The organism is Lancefieldella parvula (genome assembly GCF_963547875.1).
In the GTDB taxonomy this organism is placed as follows: Bacteria; Actinomycetota; Coriobacteriia; order Coriobacteriales; family Atopobiaceae; genus Lancefieldella; species Lancefieldella parvula_D.
Genome location: NZ_CAUUSI010000013.1, coordinates 16994 through 35871 on the forward strand (window position 1 = coordinate 16994; position 18878 = coordinate 35871).

Annotated in this window: 15 protein-coding genes and 1 other RNA gene; all 16 read right to left on the reverse strand. The window is 49.0% G+C overall.

The features are described from left to right. Window positions 1–333: 333 nt before the first annotated feature. Window positions 334–2400, reverse strand: coding sequence for an Sgo0707 family adhesin (locus tag RWJ96_RS05460; protein WP_314019363.1), 2067 nt, complete (start codon window positions 2398–2400; stop codon window positions 334–336). 263 nt (window positions 2401–2663) lie between these two features. Continuing rightward, on the reverse strand, window positions 2664–2978 hold the full coding sequence (locus RWJ96_RS05465; RefSeq protein WP_314019364.1) for a hypothetical protein: 315 nt from the start codon (window positions 2976–2978) through the stop codon (window positions 2664–2666). Between the two features lie 162 nt (window positions 2979–3140). Beyond that, window positions 3141–4829, reverse strand: a complete 1689-nt coding sequence (locus RWJ96_RS05470; protein WP_314019365.1) for a flavodoxin family protein — start codon at window positions 4827–4829, stop codon at window positions 3141–3143. Next, the gene (locus RWJ96_RS05475) at window positions 4810–5376 is read right to left on the reverse strand and encodes a helix-turn-helix transcriptional regulator (protein ID WP_314019366.1); all 567 of its coding nucleotides are present in this window, start codon (window positions 5374–5376) and stop codon (window positions 4810–4812) included. Before RWJ96_RS05475 ends, RWJ96_RS05470 begins: the two co-directional genes overlap by 20 nt. 169 nt (window positions 5377–5545) lie before the next feature. Then, complete coding sequence (locus RWJ96_RS05480; RefSeq protein WP_314019367.1) at window positions 5546–6376, reverse strand: MBL fold metallo-hydrolase; 831 nt, start codon at window positions 6374–6376, stop codon at window positions 5546–5548. A 377-nt stretch (window positions 6377–6753) separates the two neighbouring features. After that, window positions 6754–7121, reverse strand: a transfer-messenger RNA (tmRNA) gene (ssrA, locus tag RWJ96_RS05485). Window positions 7122–7289: 168 nt separating this feature from the next. After that, window positions 7290–7982 carry a YoaK family protein gene (locus tag RWJ96_RS05490; protein ID WP_396427215.1) on the reverse strand — a complete coding sequence of 231 codons (693 nt, stop codon included), beginning with the start codon at window positions 7980–7982 and terminating at the stop codon, window positions 7290–7292. 172 nt (window positions 7983–8154) lie between these two features. Beyond that, window positions 8155–8292: a rubredoxin-like domain-containing protein gene (locus RWJ96_RS05495; RefSeq protein WP_035431550.1), complete on the reverse strand. Its 138-nt coding sequence runs from the start codon at window positions 8290–8292 to the stop codon at window positions 8155–8157. 256 nt (window positions 8293–8548) lie between these two features. After that, window positions 8549–9031 (reverse strand): SsrA-binding protein SmpB, encoded by a 483-nt coding sequence (smpB, locus tag RWJ96_RS05500; RefSeq protein ID WP_035428410.1) that lies wholly within the window; start codon window positions 9029–9031, stop codon window positions 8549–8551. 2 nt (window positions 9032–9033) lie between these two features. After that, the gene (locus tag RWJ96_RS05505; protein ID WP_314019369.1) at window positions 9034–9969 is read right to left on the reverse strand and encodes a tetratricopeptide repeat protein; all 936 of its coding nucleotides are present in this window, start codon (window positions 9967–9969) and stop codon (window positions 9034–9036) included. Window positions 9970–10050: 81 nt separating this feature from the next. Next, window positions 10051–12063: a ribonuclease R gene (gene rnr, locus RWJ96_RS05510; RefSeq protein WP_314019370.1), complete on the reverse strand. Its 2013-nt coding sequence runs from the start codon at window positions 12061–12063 to the stop codon at window positions 10051–10053. Window positions 12064–12316: 253 nt separating this feature from the next. Next, window positions 12317–13564 (reverse strand): amidohydrolase family protein, encoded by a 1248-nt coding sequence (locus tag RWJ96_RS05515; RefSeq protein WP_314019371.1) that lies wholly within the window; start codon window positions 13562–13564, stop codon window positions 12317–12319. A gap of 136 nt (window positions 13565–13700) precedes the next feature. Continuing rightward, window positions 13701–15143: an APC family permease gene (locus RWJ96_RS05520; RefSeq protein ID WP_035428406.1), complete on the reverse strand. Its 1443-nt coding sequence runs from the start codon at window positions 15141–15143 to the stop codon at window positions 13701–13703. A 224-nt stretch (window positions 15144–15367) separates the two neighbouring features. Beyond that, on the reverse strand, window positions 15368–16216 hold the full coding sequence (locus RWJ96_RS05525; RefSeq protein WP_035428405.1) for a LysR family transcriptional regulator: 849 nt from the start codon (window positions 16214–16216) through the stop codon (window positions 15368–15370). A 197-nt stretch (window positions 16217–16413) separates the two neighbouring features. Next, entirely contained in the window at window positions 16414–17349 is a 936-nt protein-coding gene (gene ftsX / locus RWJ96_RS05530) for a permease-like cell division protein FtsX (RefSeq protein ID WP_035435664.1), read from the reverse strand. Beyond that, window positions 17327–18355 carry a cell division ATP-binding protein FtsE gene (gene ftsE, locus RWJ96_RS05535; protein ID WP_035428403.1) on the reverse strand — a complete coding sequence of 343 codons (1029 nt, stop codon included), beginning with the start codon at window positions 18353–18355 and terminating at the stop codon, window positions 17327–17329. Before ftsE ends, ftsX begins: the two co-directional genes overlap by 23 nt. Between the last annotated feature and the right edge of the window lie 523 nt (window positions 18356–18878).

Below are 18878 nucleotides of genomic sequence, written 5' to 3' on the forward strand. Positions count from 1 at the left end.
TACTTGACCGAATCTTTCGATTTCTTGCTGTAGCGGAACTGCACCCCGCTTGTCTCCTCGCCTTAAGGCATCTTTAGAATAACGGTTGCATCTCTTATGTGGGATCTCGTGTCACTCAAATGCACTAACTGGCTCGTGAAATGCAATCTTTGCGCTTCGAGCATCGGTTGTGCACTTGAACGGCGCTTTACGCACGCCGAGCACGAACGCAATCGCACACACTCACAAGCGTGCACGCCCACAAGCGCGAGCACACAAAAAGCCGCCCTCAAAATGAGAGCGGCTTGAAGTTACCGTGCGCTATGCCTGCGAGCGTGTCGACCTCGCCGCAGCTTAGTTCTTAGCTGCGTGAAGCTTGAGAGTACCCAATGCTAAGAGAAGCGCTGCACCGCCTGCAACAGCAAACATAAGCGTGTTTTGCAGTGTGTCATCACCAGTGTAAGGAGTGCGGGACTTGCGAGGTTTAGGTACCACAGGGTTAGTGGTGGTATTGGTATCTGTGTCGATAAGACCATCGCTGACGTGGGCAGTGTTAACAGCCGTAACGTCCTTCTCGCCCTTATTAACCTTGACCTGGAAGGTAACGGTGAGCGTGTCGCCCGAAGCAACGTTCTGTGTCCAAGTTACGGTACGAGTAGCTGGATTATAGGTGCCGCCGTTATCAGCGGAGCCATCAACGTAAGTTGTGTGCTCTGGGATGACATCGGTGATGGTGACATCGCGAGCGGTGTTGGTGGTGTTGGTGTAAGTGACGGAATACGTAAGAACCTGACCAGCAGTTACCTTGTTGCCGTCGATGGAGTTGCCCTGACCGTCCAGGACATCCTTCTTTGGCTGAGGCAGAACTACCCAAACGCCAATAAAGTGAGCATTCTTGTGGTCAATGACCTCAGAATCGTGATCGTAACCGATGAAAACCCAAGTTCCATCAGGAGTCTCTACGCGAGTAACACCACCAAGAGGCTGATCAGGGGTAACAGTGGTTCCGTTAGGAATTCTGGTCTGCTTGCCAGGAAGCAGGTTCAGGACCTCCTGAGGAAGTTCCCTGTTAGGAGTGCCGCTTACAAACTCGTGGGTTTTCTCGTACAGAAGCTCAGTGGTTACCTTGTTGGAGTGAGCAACGTTTCCGTCGACAACCTGTGTGAGCTCGTTATCAATGTTGGAGCCATCAGTTTCTACCTTGCTGTTGGTAACAGTCTTGTAGGTAATAACAAACTTCTTGCCGCCATTTGCCTTGGTGAGCAGGTGATCCTTGATGTTGACCGTAACCTTCTGGCCATCAACAGCAACGGTATAGTCAGTGCCCTCAGTTAGGGTCTGGCCGTCAAAGCTTACGGTGAGGCTCTGGAAATCAAGGCGCTCGTCAAAGGTGTCAACCATGCTCATCGACTTAATCTTGCCGATGGTATCAATGCCCTGCCTTGGCAGCGTAAAGGTGCCGGTATAGGTAATGGTTTCTCCGGCCTTAGCAGGAGCCTGCTCTGGATCAACTGCCTTTACTGGAGCTGGAGTAATTGCCTCGGTGTATACGCCAAAAAGGCTGCCGCTGGTAGCCGCGCTGGTTGATTCAAACGTCATACTACTTGACTTGGACTTAACGGCAAAACCTGCAAGGTTCTTCTCCTGGTCAGGACCAGAGGTTCCACGAACAGGATTCCAGGTAATCTTATTGCCGCTGGTGCTCTCAACAAGAATGTTTCTGTTGTTCATAACAATGCTATCGATGGTGCTATTAGCGTTAATAAGCGAGAAGGTCTCATTTGCGCCAGTGGTACCAACAACGTCAATATCACTTGGCTGCATAACAAGCTTGAGGTCACAAGGGGTGCCATCGGTGTACTTAAGCTCTACAGTCACGTTTGCGTTGATTGCATAGGACCTGAACATATCAGCAGTGTAGCTGGGGTGGTTCACGTCAATGTAGTCCATAATCTGGAAAGACTTAGTTCCCCAGTTCTCATCAACCGTCAAGAAAGGAACATCGGTTTTATTAGGGTTGTTGTAATCTGCGTTGGCATTCTTAAGGGTAAGGTCCAGCGAGTTAATGGTGACATAAACGTCAACAGACTTACCGTCAACGGTGCCAGCATTAGAGAACTTCAGCGAAAGAGGCTGAGCATACTGCTGGTTGGAACCGTCTTTAGTTGGCTGAACAACAAAAGCGGTTGAAGGAAGATTGCCTGTATCTGAAGCAGGAATCTCTACACGCTTAACGCCAGTTCCCTGCGAGAGAACAGTCATGTTGTCTCTGGTCAGCGTGAACTGATAAATGTTGATCTGGGTAAGATCACTATCGTCTTTCTGGCGATCAAGTGCCTGAGCTGTGTTAATAGACATAAACAGGCATGCCACAACCATGGTGAGAAAGACTGAGATTCTCTTAAGAAAACCTTTTTTCATGATGGCCCCTCAAAAAGATGTGCATATTACACCTACATTTTCTTACAAATTGATAGTCAAAATCTAAGAGAAATTAGTATTCACATAAAAAGTGAATTTGGCTGATAAATAGTACAGTTCACATGGACAGTACTGTTTTGAAAATAGTTCAAATTTTTGTATCCGCGCCGCATCTACTGCTGGCGAATATGAATTCAGCCGTTGCACTTCAAGACGCCGAGGTCAGTCCGCAGCCTCGGTCCGCGTGCCTCTGCCCACTCGCCTTAGTTTGCTCCGCCAGGGCAAGAAGGTCTTCCAGCTTGATGATTATCTGGCTCTTGAACTTTTTCTGTCTTGGAGCAAATCCACGCAATGGTATAGCCAACGCAGCCGATAAACAGGCAGGTTAGACCTAACATAAACATTTTCTCGCCAACGCCAAAGTCAATCTCGTATTGAATTTTGAGCGCCAGCGGAGGATCTTGCAGAGGAAGCCCAGCCTTAGCGAATAGGTAGTATGCGCCCATGAGCGCACTTAAAATACCCGAGATAAGAAAGCCCTGTGAAAGGTTCTTGATTACTTGAGCCGCTTTGTTCATGTCGCATCATCTCCTTATGTGGTTATGGTAAAGCAAAATGGCGAGAAACCCAAAAAGAGGGCCAGCGTATGAACTGCTCCCATTTCTTGGACACGAGAAATGGGAGGTGTTCAGTACTGGCTCTCTTTTGACGTGTAGGTGTTTTGTAGTGGATTGAGCTGCTTACTTTCCGCTTGCCATCTTAGCTGGATACCACTTTTGGAACCACGCCGTAAACAGACCCATTCCAATAGGAACCAGGTTATTAACAATAACCAAAATACCGCCCACACCATTTTGAACTGCAAACCAGCTCCAAATTGCTGTCAACACGTACATAGCACCCCAACATGCAGCCAAAATATAATTTGTCTTCATGAACAGCGGATTATTGTAGGCACTATCTCCGCCGTAGCTGTACTTAACATATGCAGCGCAGAGAGGCTCCTTAGTAAGGCATGATGCAAGCCACATAAGACCAAAAGCCAGGTAACCTAAATTGACAATAAGATTCCCGTCGCCATTTCCGCTCATAAAAACGCCTGCAGACAATGCTCCAACCAGGGCAAATGAGATTCTGTCCCAGATGGTGAACTTGAAGTTCCTCATAATAAGCGGCATCAAAGCAGTAACAAGCAGCACAATCATAGCGCCAACCTGGGAGTCAAACGATGTTGCGGTCCAGAAGGTAATCCAAGGAAGCAGCATTGTAATCATCTGAGGGTTTTTCTGTGCGCCATCCACTTCATCAGACGACGTATTCTGCGCATTTTCAGCTGAACTACCAGGAGTGGGACCAAAATACTTATCCCAATCAATCATGAAGGAAAAATCGCCCTCAACGGTATACAGGTGCTTACCCAGCGCCTCTGGTCCACTAATCTCGCCACGAGAAATAGACTGCCAGACCTCAAACGGAGTGTTGAGCTTTGTCGTGGTAGTGAGGCTACCGTCAGTAAAGACCCTACTGCCGTCTTTATCCAGCAAAATCTGATAGCTACGACCAAGGTCGGTGTAGTTCATCTCAAGTACACGATCTTTGCCGTCGTAAGCCGTTTTGTCGTACAAAGCCGCCATCTGAGAGGTGAAGATATGGTCAAACGGCACCTGCTCAACGGGTTTCTCGCCAGCAGGTTTGCTGCCCTGAGCGCTTGTATCGCGAGAAATTCCCCAGCTTGCATCCGCCATCTGCTCAAACATCTCTTTTGGATACAGCAAGACTTTGAGCTCGGCTTTTGTCTGGTCAGAAATGCCGCCCTGAGCGTATTCTGTGCCAGCCTTTTTGACAAGCTCGAGGTACTGGTTGGTGCGTGCAGAAAGCTCCTTTACGCGGAAGAGCTCGCCTTGACCGCAGAAAATACTCTCGTAATTGCCCTGGCCAAGAATGTGGTCAAACATCTTGGTAACGCTATCGTAGTTGCCCTCTGACGAATAGAATCCGCAGGTAGAGATGAGAACGTGCTTCTTGCCGGACATATCGTAGCGGGACTCGTGGGCGCCGCTTCCATATCCCCTATTTGCGTCGCTCATAAAGGGCAGACTCATGGGAAGCTGGCGATCAATGAGGTTCTTCAGCAGTCCAGGCACGTTGAAGTAGTAGAGCGGAAAACTCCAAAAAACCAGGTCAGCCCAGAGCTGCTTTTGGATGACGGTTTCTTCATCGTCCGACATAATGCACTGGCCAGGCGTATTCTTCCAGCAGTGGAAGCATCCCTTACATGGTTTGATGTCCATAGTGGCAACATTGAGCTGCTCAACAGTCACATCTTCATTGGCGTGCTGCTCAGAGATACCCTCAACGAAACTCTTAGCAAGTCGCAGAGAGTTGCTAGCTTTGCCCTTGGGACTGCCATTAATGAGCAGAATGTTCATGATGCGCCTCCAGTTCCTTCATGCACTTCTCGCTCCATGCCCTAAGCATTTCCTCGTGCATCTTGCCGTACTCGATAGTAAATTGCCAGAACAACGCCTTCTCTGGATCACCCATTTGCGCTGCGTAAGCGGCCACCGCGCCAGCTGCCAGCTCACTTCCACCAGGAAACGAGGAGGCGTTATCTGCGATTCGTTTGAAGAACGCAAGGTTTTCCTCGTAGGAGCACTCGCCCCTAAAGAACGTCTGCATCAAAAGCGGAATGCGCAGCACCGAGGACTGGGAGTCTTCCCTCAGCCACTTTTGAAGCTCCTCTTTGCCAGCTTCAGTTATCGAGAAAACCTTCTTATCCGGCTTTCCTTTTTGAGCAACGAGCGTTGAGGTAACCCAGCCGTCTTTTTCTAGCGACTGCAGCTCTCTATAAATCTGGCTTGTCTGAGCAGTCCAGAAGTAATTAAGCGACTGCTGAAAGATGGTTTTAATCTCGTAGCCGGACATATCTCCATAATTCAAGAGACCAAGAATTCCCTGCTTGAGCAAATCTCTCATCTCCTTATATTCCACTTGTTGAATATCTTATAACGATAGTAGTTCCACTTGTGGAATATGTCAACGAGAAAATCTAAAATTCTGATTACTTTCTATTTGCAAAAAAGACTCTGCCATTTCTGACAGAGTCCTAACGTGCGATTATCATGTGCTCTTTGTTGCTCCAGCGTTATCTATTACAGGGAAGAAGCGGTGTGCTCGTTGCGTTTTCGCGAGTATCATCGCGCTCATCATAAGCATCGTATGGCGCCTTGGGGTCGTGGACCTTAACTGGCTTGTTGACGTTACAGACTTCATCAGTATGAGCAAAAACAAAGTTGATGTCATCCGCCCAGCCTGTATGCCCGGTGATAATTTTGGGATTAAGTCCGCGCTCACGCAGAATGCCCTCTAGCCTTGCAAGCGATTCAACAGCCAGTTTATTATCTTCTGCAAGCTTATTAATAAAGCTATAACCACCGTCTGCTCCCAGCCAGATGGTATCGGCAGTAAATAAATACGTATCGTCGATTAGGTACACTACATGACCCCAGGTGTGACCAGGTACCAAAATGGTTTCAATTTTTATCCCATCGATTTCAAACACTTCCCCATCATGCAGAAGTGTCTTTTTATTTGGAATGCTCACCTTTGGCAACTTAAACCAGCCATTCATTACACGGCGACGAGTTTCTCCTGTTAAATACCTATTTTCAGCATCGCCAATATATATCTGTGCATGACCAAAGAGCTGGTCGCTGTCTGCCTCAATTGCGCCAATATGATCAGTATCCTGATGGGTAATAAGAATATGCTGGATATCCTTGGGATTAATTCCCAACCAGTCCATTTTTTCTTGTAGGCGGTCATAGCTGTATCCTGCGTCAATCATGATGGTTGTGCCATTTTTTGTATAGAAGAAAATGTTGGCCACATACTCGCGTACACATCTCACGTGCTCATCAATGGAACCCGTATTAAGGGGCTTAAATATTTCTTTCCCGCGATATACCCAGGACATCAATACTTTTTGAAATTTTGTAGCATTCTTTGACATATCACATGCCTCGATTCTATTTTCTTTCTACAGCGTCAGTCGCTGTAGAAGCGATCCATTGGCCCGGCGGACAGTACGTACAGAAAATGATGTCTGGACTTACCTTTTAGTTTTTGTTAGATTTTGCTAACTAAATATTACCCCTCAACTGCCCGTAGCCTATGACTTTCCGCTAAACGAATAAGAAACGAGCGCCAACGTAAAAATAAACCCTAAACAGCAAAAGCCGCACTCCAAATACATCGGAGTGCGGCTCTTTTGCAGACGTGCAACACAATGTTGCGTTTAAAAAAGTACTCATGAATCGCAGGGTTTCTCGCCATTCATGAGTGCTGAGTGTATGGTGGAGGTGCGGAGAATCGAACTCCGGTCCAAAGCAAATCCTAGGCAGGTGTCTCCAAGCTCAGTTACTAATTACATCTCAAGTACCGCACACTTAGTAACAGGCGTTTGGTGCTCCAGTTGGATCAATCTTTTTGTAAGGCATACCAACTACGTCCTTACAAGCATCTCCCTAAAATGACGTCACCCTGAGAACAGGAGAAAATCCCAGTTAGACGCGCTGAACTAAATTAAGCAGCGAGAGCCATACGAGGCTCAAAAGTAAGAGTGTTGTCAATTCAATTTGACGTTACCCCTGTTTTACGTGGCGAGGAGACCACGGCTTGCTGCCCACCGCAAACTCACCTTGTCGAATCCAGTCACCCCCAATAATGAGCGAAACTGCCACCATGCAGTTTTCAATGTTCCTGAATTGCGGGCGCACGCAACGTTGCCTGCAATTCAAAGTGTAGAGAGTATACCCCACGAACTGCCATTCTTTCAAAAAAGATATGACTATTTTGGGAACGGTCTACTTTGTGGCCTACTTAACGGCTTACTTTGCAGACTTACCGTGAGCTTCTAGAACTTGTTTCTCGCGATCAATAAACATGACCAGAATAACCACGAGAAGCGCCGCAGGTGACAGCCAAATCATATGAGTGCCCAGTAATGGAATAAGCAAGTTACCCACTACCGCACCAGCTACAAAGCAGAAAATAGTTCCAAAATAAAGCAGCGAGGTTTCAATATGGATGGGCTCATGCGTGTGCATATAAGCCGCTATTTCTTGTGTTCCACTGCGAAGGTTGCCAATGCACATGGTGGTGGCAAACGCATGCCCGTGGAGCTTTCTAAACGCCTGGACTTGAATGCCACACGCAAGTGACGTCAAGCTGTTTGCCAGCAGGTTCATATCGGTTGGAAGTAAAGAAACTACACCTAGAAGCGCAATCTCTACGATAACCGCCAGCTGTCTCCAATGCAGATGTTCTTCTCGCGCAATGGCTCGAATGGCATACGAAAGTGCAATACCTATGGCAAATGCCAGAATTGGAAGAGCGTACTTGAGGCACTTTTCAAACGATCCGCTGGTCAGATTTACGCCCAAAAGCAGTAAGTTTCCGGTCTGAGCATTGGCAAAAACACCGCCGCGCACCAGGTAGGAATAGGCGTCCATAACTCCGCCCGAGAAGGCCAAAAATGCAGCTACTTCCACCGAATCTGACATTTGTAACGCGTGCTTCAAAACCACTCCAACCACATTGCGTACATCAACGGTACATATTACGCAGGCGCATACGAAAAGCGATGCAGGTTAAATCCTACATCGCTTTTACGATTTTGTTTGGGTGATCATCAAAGAGGTTACCAACGTGCAATCTTGCGCGGATAACCTATCCGACTAATTTGTGGGGAGTTTACTCCTCGACAAGCTCGAACATCTCAGGACCAACGCCACAAACTGGGCAAACATAGTCCTCAGGAAGCTCTGGAGTGTCAACCTCAACCTCATAGCCACAAACGGTGCAAACAAACTTGTAAGTAGTCTCTGCCATTTTTATTCCTCTCTCCAAGCGCTTATGCGCTTTTCCTTCTATTCGCGCAGTTAACGCGGACGACAACTAACCGTGGCCCTTATCCGCGGTTAAGTGCTCATGCAGATAGTAACAAATCTTGAGTGATTCTAAAGCATTATTCCGAAAATAGGAATGATTCTCATAAAATTCGCACGAAATTTTTGACGAGAAGTTCGGCGCGCTCCGAGCGCCAGCCGCTTCCGGCGGTACGCTCGCGTGCGGCAGCGACGCGCTCCTAGCGGCTGCGTTCCTTGAGAGCTCGCTGAATCTCACGGTCAGAATCGCGCTTGGCTGCAGACGCACGTTTGTCGTAGAGCTTTTTACCCTGCGAAAGCGCAATCAGCAACTTGACGCGGTTATGCTCGTCAAAGTAGATCTCAAGCGGAACCAGCGCCAAGCCTTTCTGGCGAAGTTTTCCGTCAAGATAGTCAATCTGCCTGCGGTGAAGCAGCAGCTTGCGCTTTCTATCTGGGTCAACGTTCCACACGCCACCATTGGTGTACGGATGCAGGTGCATGCCGTGAATCCACGCCTCGCCATCGCGAATGAGGCAGAACGTGTCGGTCAGCTGACAACCACGCTCGCGCAGGCTCTTGACCTCGGTGCCAGTAAGCACCAGGCCACACTCAAAGGTTTCGCCGATCTCGTACTCATGACGAGCAGAGCGATTGCGTGCAATAGACTTCTTACCCTGCTGTTTTCCCTGGGTCTCGGCCATACTTATTTGCCTTCCCCATCTGAAGTTTCAGCTGCATCGGTTTTCTCGCCAGATGCATTGCCTATCGCGTCAGCAGATACGGGATTGCCACCTGCGGTGAAGCCCTCAGAGATTGCGGCGTCGCGGACAAGCTGCAGAAGCGTAAGAGCCGCCTGCTCGCCCACAAGATCGCGAGCGCGAATGGTCATCTCAGTTGCGGTAGCTCTGTCACCCATGGCAGCGCAGTCCTGCGCACACATCAGCAGGCAAACCGCAATCTCGGCGTTGGCACCTGTTGGCAGGCCCTCTGCCTCAAGCAGGTCGTTTGCCTCTTCGTCGGTAAGACCATCAGGGTCTTTAGGAGTGTCTGTAGCCTGGTCAAGAGCGGCCTCAAGCGTGCTGTCTTTAACCTCAAAGCGACGAGCAGCTCTCAGACATGCTGCAGCCTGCTCAAGCCTACCCTGAGCCTCAAACCACGCAGCGAAGTTCAAAAACGCCCTGGTCAGATGCCTTGCCTCGCTTGCGCGCTCAAAGACGCCAAATGTCAGGGCAATATGCTCACGAATATCTCCTGCAATCTTAAACAGGTCAGCCAAATCAAGCCTAAATCCGCAGTTCATTGGGTTCCAACGAATGGCAGTCTTCAGCGCATTCATGGCGTTTTCGTAATCGCCGGTACGTACGTAAGCCATTGCAAGGTCTCCGTACAGGCGATCAAACGGCTCATGAACGTCCTCAAGCTTGCGAGGATCATTCTCCACGCGCCTATACGCTAAACGGTCAAATAACGTTGGAAACGCAAAATACTGCACCTCATCTGTGGTTTGACAGTTGCAGTCCACATATTCCTCAGCGTCTTCAGCCAAACGAAGCAGCAGTTCAAGAGCCTCTTCGTTCTGGTCCTGCATCATCATGCCTTCAGCGCGCATCAGCTCATCTGAAAGTGCCGAAAGTGCCATCTTACTCACCTATCATTCAATATCAATCATGCAATCATCTGTGCGGGTGCTTCATAAACCCGCACGTAATCTACCTGCTTATTATTCCACAAGTGCCAAATCAATCTGACCACGAGCCACATTTACGCCAGAAATCTTCACGCGCACACGTCCACCAATACGATACGTTTTGCCTGTTGATTCCCCTATCAGCGCCAGAGTCTCCTGATCATACACGTACCATTCGTGACCCAAATCCCTCACGGCGAGAAGCCCGTCGGCGTAGGTATCGTCCAATGTAATGAACAGGCCAAAGCGCTCGCAGCCGTCAATGGTTCCCCACGTTTCTTCTCCCAGACGGCTCTGATAGTACTCAGCCAGCTTAATCTTTTGCGTAGCACGAGCCGCCGCATCTGCCTTTCGCTCCTGTTCAGAGCAGGTGCTACAGATATCTGGAAGCGCGCTGAGCTCTGCGTGAGACGCCGTCTGTCCGCGGAGCAAACGCTTGAGCGTACGATGTACTATCACGTCAGGATAGCGCCTGATTGGCGAGGTAAAGTGACAGTACGCATCCGCCCCTAGGGCAAAGTGCCCCTGATTGGTTGGCAGATAGATGGCTCGTTTTTGAGCCCTGAGCAGCTGTGCATTTACCACGCGAGAATAACGTGTGCCGTGGACTGACTCCAGCGCTTCTTGCAATGCCGTCTGATCGCCAATGGCAATACGCGATGCAACATCTGGCTCAAGAGCACCCATCGCTACAAGTGGAGTGACCGCAAGCTTAAGTGACTCTGGAGAAGGCTGCTCATGCACGCGATATGCCGACTCCAGGTCATGCTGGCTGAGCATGTGCGCGACGCTCTCATTGGCTGCAAGCATTGCTTCCTCGATAAGCCCCGTTGCTTGGGTGCGCTCGCGCACCGACACGCCAATAGGCTTGTTATCCTGGTCAAGCACTACGCGCGTCTCTACGCTTTCAAAATCTACTGAGCCGCGTTTCTCGCGAATTTCTTCTCTCAGTGCTCGGATTTGATTGAGCACGTTAATCATTTCTTTGATTGCGCCAGCATCTTCTCTAGGCACAACGGAGTCAAGTGCCGCGGCGTCTCCTTGCAGATAGCTATCTACCTGGTCATAACTGAGTCTTGCTCGTGAACGAATAACAGAATTCATGGCGGTTACCCCAAGGATCTTGCCCGAGCTGCTCAGCTTCATCTTTACCGACATAGCCAGCCTATCTTCAGCTGGTCGGAGAGAACACACGTCATTGCAGAGCTTTTCTGGCAACATGGGCAGCACGCGATCCACTAAATATGCCGAGCAGGTACGCATGCGAGCTTCCAGGTCAATGGGAGAATCCCAGTTCACATAGTGAGCCACGTCTGCAATGTGAACCCACAGCTCAAAGTCACCGTCTTCAAGCTTGCGCGCGCCAACGGCGTCATCAAAATCTTTAGCATCTGCGGGGTCTACGGTGATGCACAGCTCTTCTCGCAAATCGTGTCTTGAAGCGTCTTCTGCAAGGGCTTTATCTGCGTCAACGGAGATTTTCTCGGCTTGTCTCAATGCCTTGATAGGAAATTCCGTTGCCAAACCATACGAAGCAATAGTTGCCTCAACGTTCATGTCCAGATCTTCGGCTGATCCCACGCGGCGCTCGATAGTTACTACAGCAGCGCTTTTACGTGTTGGATACTCTGTAATGCGCGCGACAACCACGTCGCCCTCAAAAACGTAATGACGTCCAACAGAAGGATCTTCGGGAAGCACAAAGAAATCTCGCTGGATGCGACTATCCAGCGGCACCACAGCGCCAAGTGGACCGGCGTCGTGATAGATGCCCAAAAACGTCTGAGTAGCTCGCGTAAGCACAAAGCGCACGTTTGCCAGAGGAGTCTTTCCCTTGGCCGAGACAAGCGAAACCTGGACCTCGTCTCCGTGCATTGCCTCATGAATCCCGTGCTTTGCCAGCGCATACGTACCCTCAGGGGTGCTTACGGTAGCAACTCCTGGGCGAGAAAGACTCAGCGTGCCTGTAAGCAGCGCTGATGGTCGCTTTGAGACTTTTGCACGTCCCTGACGACGGTTTCCTTTATGTATGCGTTTTCTAGCCAAAAATCCTCCTGTAGGTAGAAGCCAGCGCCTTTTGCGCTGACCCAATGAATCTTCTGATATGTACCCTAAAGTGCCTTGTGATAGACGATGCACAGATAAGGCGAGAAGTTCTAAAGATCTCGACGGGTTTCTCGACGAACATCTCGACGGATAGACTTCGGAACCCTCAACGGGTTTCTCGCCATCCCTGTACGCAAAAAAGAGCCCCTATGCAGAGACTGCATAGGGGCTCCAGAAGGGATTGGTTTACCTCTTAGAAGGTGCCGCGAATAACCTCGCTGCCTTCCTTCATGATAACTTCCATGTTATCTGGGGTAAGGTCGCGGATGTTAGCAGCAACGTCGCCCTTGACAACCAGGAGGTCAGCAAGCTTGCCAGCCTCGAGGGAGCCAAACTCATCCTCGTGGTGAACCATCTTTGCGCCGTTAAGAGTAGCAGCCTTGATGGTCTCAAGAATGGTAACGCCAGCCTTCTCAACGAAGTCATACATCTCGTCGATGGTGACCCAGCCGTAAGGAGTTACGAAGCTGAAGGAGTCGGAGCCGATGGTGAGAGTGACGCCGCGCTCGTTAGCAGCACGGAGGTTCTCGTATGTACGGTTGAGGCCCTTCTCAACGACGGTATCGCCTGGGAATGCGTCAAGCTCTGGAGTCCACTCTGGTGGATAAGTCCCGTACCAAGTTGGCAGGAAGCCGATGGTAGGAGTAAAGAAGGTACCCTGCTCGCACATAAGGTCCATGGTCTTTGCATCAAGCTCGAAGCCGTGAATCATCTGCTCGCAGCCGCAACGGACGGAGTCATAAGCTGCGGAGAAGCTGTTGTAGGAGTGTGACCAAACAGGAATGCCAACCATTGCTGCCTCGTCGCAGACTGCCTTGATCTCCTCGTAGCAGTAGTGCTGATCGCGACCGGAGTCCCAGTGCCAAATGCCGCCACCGGTTGCCCAAATCTTGATTGCGTCTGGGTTCTCACGAAGACGACGACGAACTGCCTTACGAAGATCCCAAGGACCGTCTACCTGATCGCCCCAAGGGTGACCATTCTTGGAAATCTCCTGTGGGAGCTGGTGGCAGTCACCGTGACCAGCAACGCGGCAGAAGCCAAGGCCGGTAGCGTAGATACGTGGGCCTTCCATGATACCCATGTTGACGAGGTCACGAATTGCGATACCATTGCGGCCAATCTCGCAGACGGTGGTAAGACCATGGGAGAGAGCGTCCCAGGACTGCTTGACTGCGCATGCCTGCTTCTGAGCAACGGACTCGATAACCCAGTCGTTATCGTTGTCGGTTAGGTTGCCGGAGAAGTGCAGGTGGGTATCGATAAGACCTGGCATAATGGTGCGGCCCTGGATGTCACGGACCTCATAGCCCTCTGGAACCTCAGTGCGAGGACCAGCATAAGCGATCTTCTTGTCGTCTACGAGGACAAGAGAATCCTCAACAGGAGCGGCGCCAGTGCCGTCAACGAGCTTTCCGCCTACAAAAGCAATCTTACTCATTTCTTTCCCCCTCTAGTAAATGATAAATACTATCTTTTTGCGCCCACCCTTTTTGGGCGCAAAAAATCCAAACTAAAGAAACAAATAACGTGCTTAGTTCAACGTACCGATGAAACCTTTAGAGCTTGCAAGCAACTTATGCTGCTGCCTTCTCAGACTGACGACCAAAGATCATGAAGATGGCCATACCAATAACAATCCAAGAAATGGTGATGATCCACTCAACTGGCTTCAGTGCTGCAGGACTGAAAGGAACAACCATCAGACCGATGATGATGCTGCCAGCAAGAATTGCAGCAAGGATACCTGCGATACCACCGTTGACCTTGTAAGGACGAGGCAGGTCTGGCTCGGTCTGACGCAGGCGCAGGCAGGCAACGCCAGCCATGGTGCATGCGAAGATGAAGCCAAGAGAAGCAACGTTGGTCAGAGGAACAAGCATGTTGCGGCCGAGGAATGGACCAACAAGGGTCAGGCCAGCCATGAACATGTTTGCAGTCAGAGGTGCGCCAGACTTAGGGTCAATCTTTGCGAATGCCTCTGGGAGCATCTTCTTACGACCAAGAGCGAGCATCAAACGAGTTGAAGCACCAAAGAAGGAGTTCATTGGGCCCAGAGGTCCAAGCGTTGCAATGATGAGCATTGCAATGTAGAAGAACAGGTTGATGCGCTCGAGAACTGCAAGTGCAGGAACAGAAGACTTAACAAACTCGTGCCAGTCAATCATGGTTCCGAATGCATAGATGCAGATGAGATAGAAGATACCAGATGCCATAAGTGCAAGTGCAGGAATGATGCCAAACTTCTTCCAATCAAGGTCAGCAGAAGCCTCTTCTGCCTGCTGTGGAATGGTGTCAAAGCCAGCGTAGAAGAATGGAGTCATAACAAGTACTGCAATGATGCCACCAAAGAAGCTGGTAGCCTTTGTGCCCTCTCCACCTGCAACCTCAGTTGCCTGGGAGAAGAGTGGGAGGCCGTTGCTTGGAGAACCAGTTGCAAAGGAGATAACCATTGCAAGGATCATACCAGTCAGCAGAGCCTTAGTCAGGAAGCTCGAAAGCTTAGCTGCTGCGCCAGCGCCCTTAAAGTTAAGGAAGATGACCAGAATGGCAAAGCAAAGAGCGATGACTGTTGGCCACAGGTAAACATCTGCACCAAGGATGGTGTAGAGCTTAACGGAGCGCAGCCAAGAAAGAATTGGGAATGCACCAAAGCGGTCGGTGAGAAGCGTGGAAATAGCAATTGCCTCCCAAGGGCACAGTGGAGCGTTACCCAGAAGGAGCATCCAGCCGGTAAAGAAGCCCATTGGGCGGCCGAATGTCCTGTCGACGTACTCAATGATGCCACCAGAAATTGGAATAGCAGCAGTAAGCTCGCCAAAAACACATCCAATTGGTACAAGGAAAATTGCGCCAATTGCGAATGCGATCATCGCGGGGAATGGTCCTCCACCAAGAACCATCCAGTCGCCTACCAGGAGCACCCATCCGGTACCAATGATCGCACCAAATCCGATGGTAAAGAAGTTGAATAGACTCAACGACTTTTGCATCTCAGGTGCCTCGGCATTTTCTGCCATGTCCCACTCCTTCCCGTAATTACTCGGACGAAGAACTTGATGAGACTATGTTTGCACCCGAAGCCATTTGAAAAAAGAAGTAGCGCCCTCTGGGCGTCAGATAAACCCGTAAGCGTAAAGGCTACAACCGCGAGCGGTAGTTAAATCTTTTTACATCTTTACCAAAATCTAATAACAGTTATGCAATTTTCAAATAGTTAACGTACACAACTATGCATCAATCTTTAACTCAAATACTTTAAAAACTCTTCTGTAGTACGCGACATCTCGCCTTTTACACGATGTGTAATAAAGACATTACGATGTACGGGAGTCTCCAGATGATGTACATCAATATCAAAATTTGTACCTTTTGTTGCCTCAAGTGGTAACAAACTTACACCAAGACCTGACTCTACCATGGACATAATGGTGAATGAATCCGATGACGCAAACGTCATGCGTGCGTTTTTGAGTTGCTTCTGAAGCAGAGGAGCCGTCTCAATATCAACAATAAAGGGCTCTTCAATAAGACGCTTAACAGGAATTGTCTCAAGGTCCTTCTCGTAATGTCCCTTTTGAGAAACAACAATAACCTCATCATGATCAAATAAAGTTGAAGTAAATCCCTGCTCAGTTGCGCGAGTCATAGTAAAACTAATATCCACCTTACCCTTGCTAATAAGACGCAGGGCTTCTCCATACGTACACTCAATAACTTCAACTTTGATGTTTGGATGGTCAGTCATGTACTTCTTCAGATGGCCAGGCAGTGCTCGTGAAAGAAAGCTCGAAGGCGCAGCAATAACAAGGTTGCCCATCTCAATGGCACTGACGCGATTAACTTGATTGCTCAACTTGCTGTATGCCTGGCACACCTCTTCTGCAACAGGCAAAAGCGTCTTTCCCTCAGGAGTCAAACTTACATAGCCACCATGCCTGTTAAACAGGCGGACATCCCACTCTTTTTCTAGACTTGCCACCATGCGACTAATAGACGACTGAGTGCATCCCAGCTCTTCTGCCGCCACCGTAAAGCTACTGTGATATGCCGCGGAAGTAAAAGCCTGGAATTTGTGCAGGTTGGTCTCCATACTTGGCCCCTATTCAAGTACGTGGCCTAACAATTCACCCTTAAAAATATCATTCTACCTGCAAATTGGTAAATACCGTTTAACGCAAAAAGACCCCGTGAACGGTATTCACGAGGTCTTACCTTGCAATCTTTATGCAAAAAACTTTCTTAATTGATACTTCACTTTGACAATTGAAGTACCAGGTTGCTTAGTTACTACGCCTTCAGATAGCGGCCCATAGCAATAGCAGAGCCAAAGAGTCCCAGTAGCAGGCCAAGGAGCAGCAGAAGGCCACTCATACCCAGCATGACCGTTGTTGGAATAGCAAAGGTCAAGAAGGTCATGCTTTCTGCCATAACCGGGAGAAGCATGTGGGCTCCAACAACCAAAACGACAATGGCGAGAAGAGCACCGATAAGAGCCTCAAGCACGCCTTCCATAAGGAATGGTCCGCGAATAAAGCCGTTAGATGCGCCGACCAGACGCATGATGGCAATCTCACGACGACGAGCATTAATAGCAAGACGAATGGTGTTGTTAATAAAGACAAAGGCAACAAACACCAGAAGTCCAACAAGGCCAATAGCGCCAATGCGAATGTATGCTGTTACGCTAAACAAACGCTCAACGGTCTCGCGACCATACTGAACATCACCAGACGGATTGCTCTTATTATCTGCAATGGCTGCAAAAGATGATGAAGAGGCAATACGCTGGGCAACGTCTTGAACATCCTTAGGATCCTTGAGTTTGATCACAAGAGATGCAGGAATTGGATTCTGGCCATCAAGAGCAGAAACAGCATCAGAAGCATTGCGATAACTCATGGTTGTGCGGTACTCCTCAAGAGCCTGCTCTTTGCTCTTATAAGTTACAGACTCAACCGTATCCCAGCCTTGAACTTCTTGCTGGAAAGCAGTTACTGCAGCCTGATCTGCATCATCAGAAAGAAATGCCTGGATAGTAACGCGGTTCTCGACACTTCCTACCATGTTCTCGATAAGAGCTGAGCCAAGAATAAACAGGCCGATGATGAACAGTGACAAGAAGATGGTTACGATTGCACCAAGAGCGGTAGACCAGTTCCTTTTAAAGTGGCTTCCGGCCTCATGCAGAGAATATCCAAAATTAGAGAGCCCCATAGTAACCATAGCCTCCCTTCTCCTGGTCGCGGACAATGTGACCAGCCTCAAGTGCAATAACGCGCTTGCGCATAGAGTCAACCATCTCGCGATCGTGTGTTGCCATTACAACCGTAGTACCCGCACGATTAATGCGGTCAAGAAGCTTCATAATGCCCAGAGAAATTGCTGGGTCCAAGTTACCCGTAGGCTCGTCGCAGATAAGCAGTGGTGGGCGGTTAACCATTGCACGAGCAACAGAAACACGCTGCTGCTCACCACCGGATAGCTGGTCTGGATAAGCGCTCATCTTTTGACCAAGGCCTACCAGACGCAGAACCTCTGGAACCTGAATATCAATAACAGGACGAGGCTTGCCAATGCACTCAAGTGCAAAGGAAACATTCTCATAGACGGTCTTATCGGGCAGAAGCTTAAAGTCCTGGAAGACGGTGCCAATCTGGCGACGCAGATAAGGAACCTTGGAGTTACGCATACGTGTAAGGTCCTGACCAGCAACAATAACCTGTCCGTGAGTTGCCTTCTGCTCACGCGTGATAAGACGCAAGAGAGATGACTTACCGGAACCAGAGTGTCCAACTACAAAGACAAACTCACCTGGGTAGATATCAGCGCTGATGTTATCAAGTGCTGGACGGTTTGGCTGCGATGGATACACAAGCGAAGCGTTCTTGAAAGAAATGGTTGGAGTACCAGTACGCTCTACCTTAGGTGCATCTTGAGCTAGATCTGCAAAAAACTTTGCACGATCAAGAGGTGCCTGCTCAGGGTTGTTTTGCTGCTCAGCAGTTACCACGTGTACAGCTTCTGCTCCAGAAGCAAATGGATCAGATACAGTTGTTACAGGTTCAGCAGCCTGGGCCACTGGCACATCAGCAGAAAAGTCCTGAGTTTCAACTTGATCAGCTACAACGTCTTGCTGGTCAAGCTGGTTCAGATCATCCTGAGAAATTACCCCAAAACGGTCATCAAACGAGGACTCCTGTTGCTCATCAGTGCGAAAATGATTAGCCACAGTTGCTCCTTTTCTTACTCCGAAGAGACAGATACAGATTTTATTTTACCAAAAGTGCAGGTATGTTATACGTCACGCAGTTCATCCACAGAAAAACCGCCTCTTCTTTTTGAACTGCCTCCTATTTCTTGGACATAAGAAATGGGAGGCAGTTCATATACGAGTGATTATGATTCTGCAGCGTGTTAGCGTCGGCTTTTAGGCCTGGCGTGCAAAATAGCGCAGCTTTGGTAGGTTTTGCTGAAGAATCGACATGTTTCTAATCAAGATAGCTAGGCAGCTAGGTGGTCGCACTATCTGATATGCATCTCTATGCATAAACTTCATCTAATATGCTTAAACATGAATAGATAAATATAAGGAATTTAACTATCGATAAATTTAGTATCTACGGAACACACCTAAGTCAGATATTCTGCTCAATTGCGGGCATTTTACACACCTAATGACGATAATCTGCATGATTAGGGTATTTTCAGCGTAATGTATACGTCTTTTTAACAGATTATCCGACTTAGGTGTG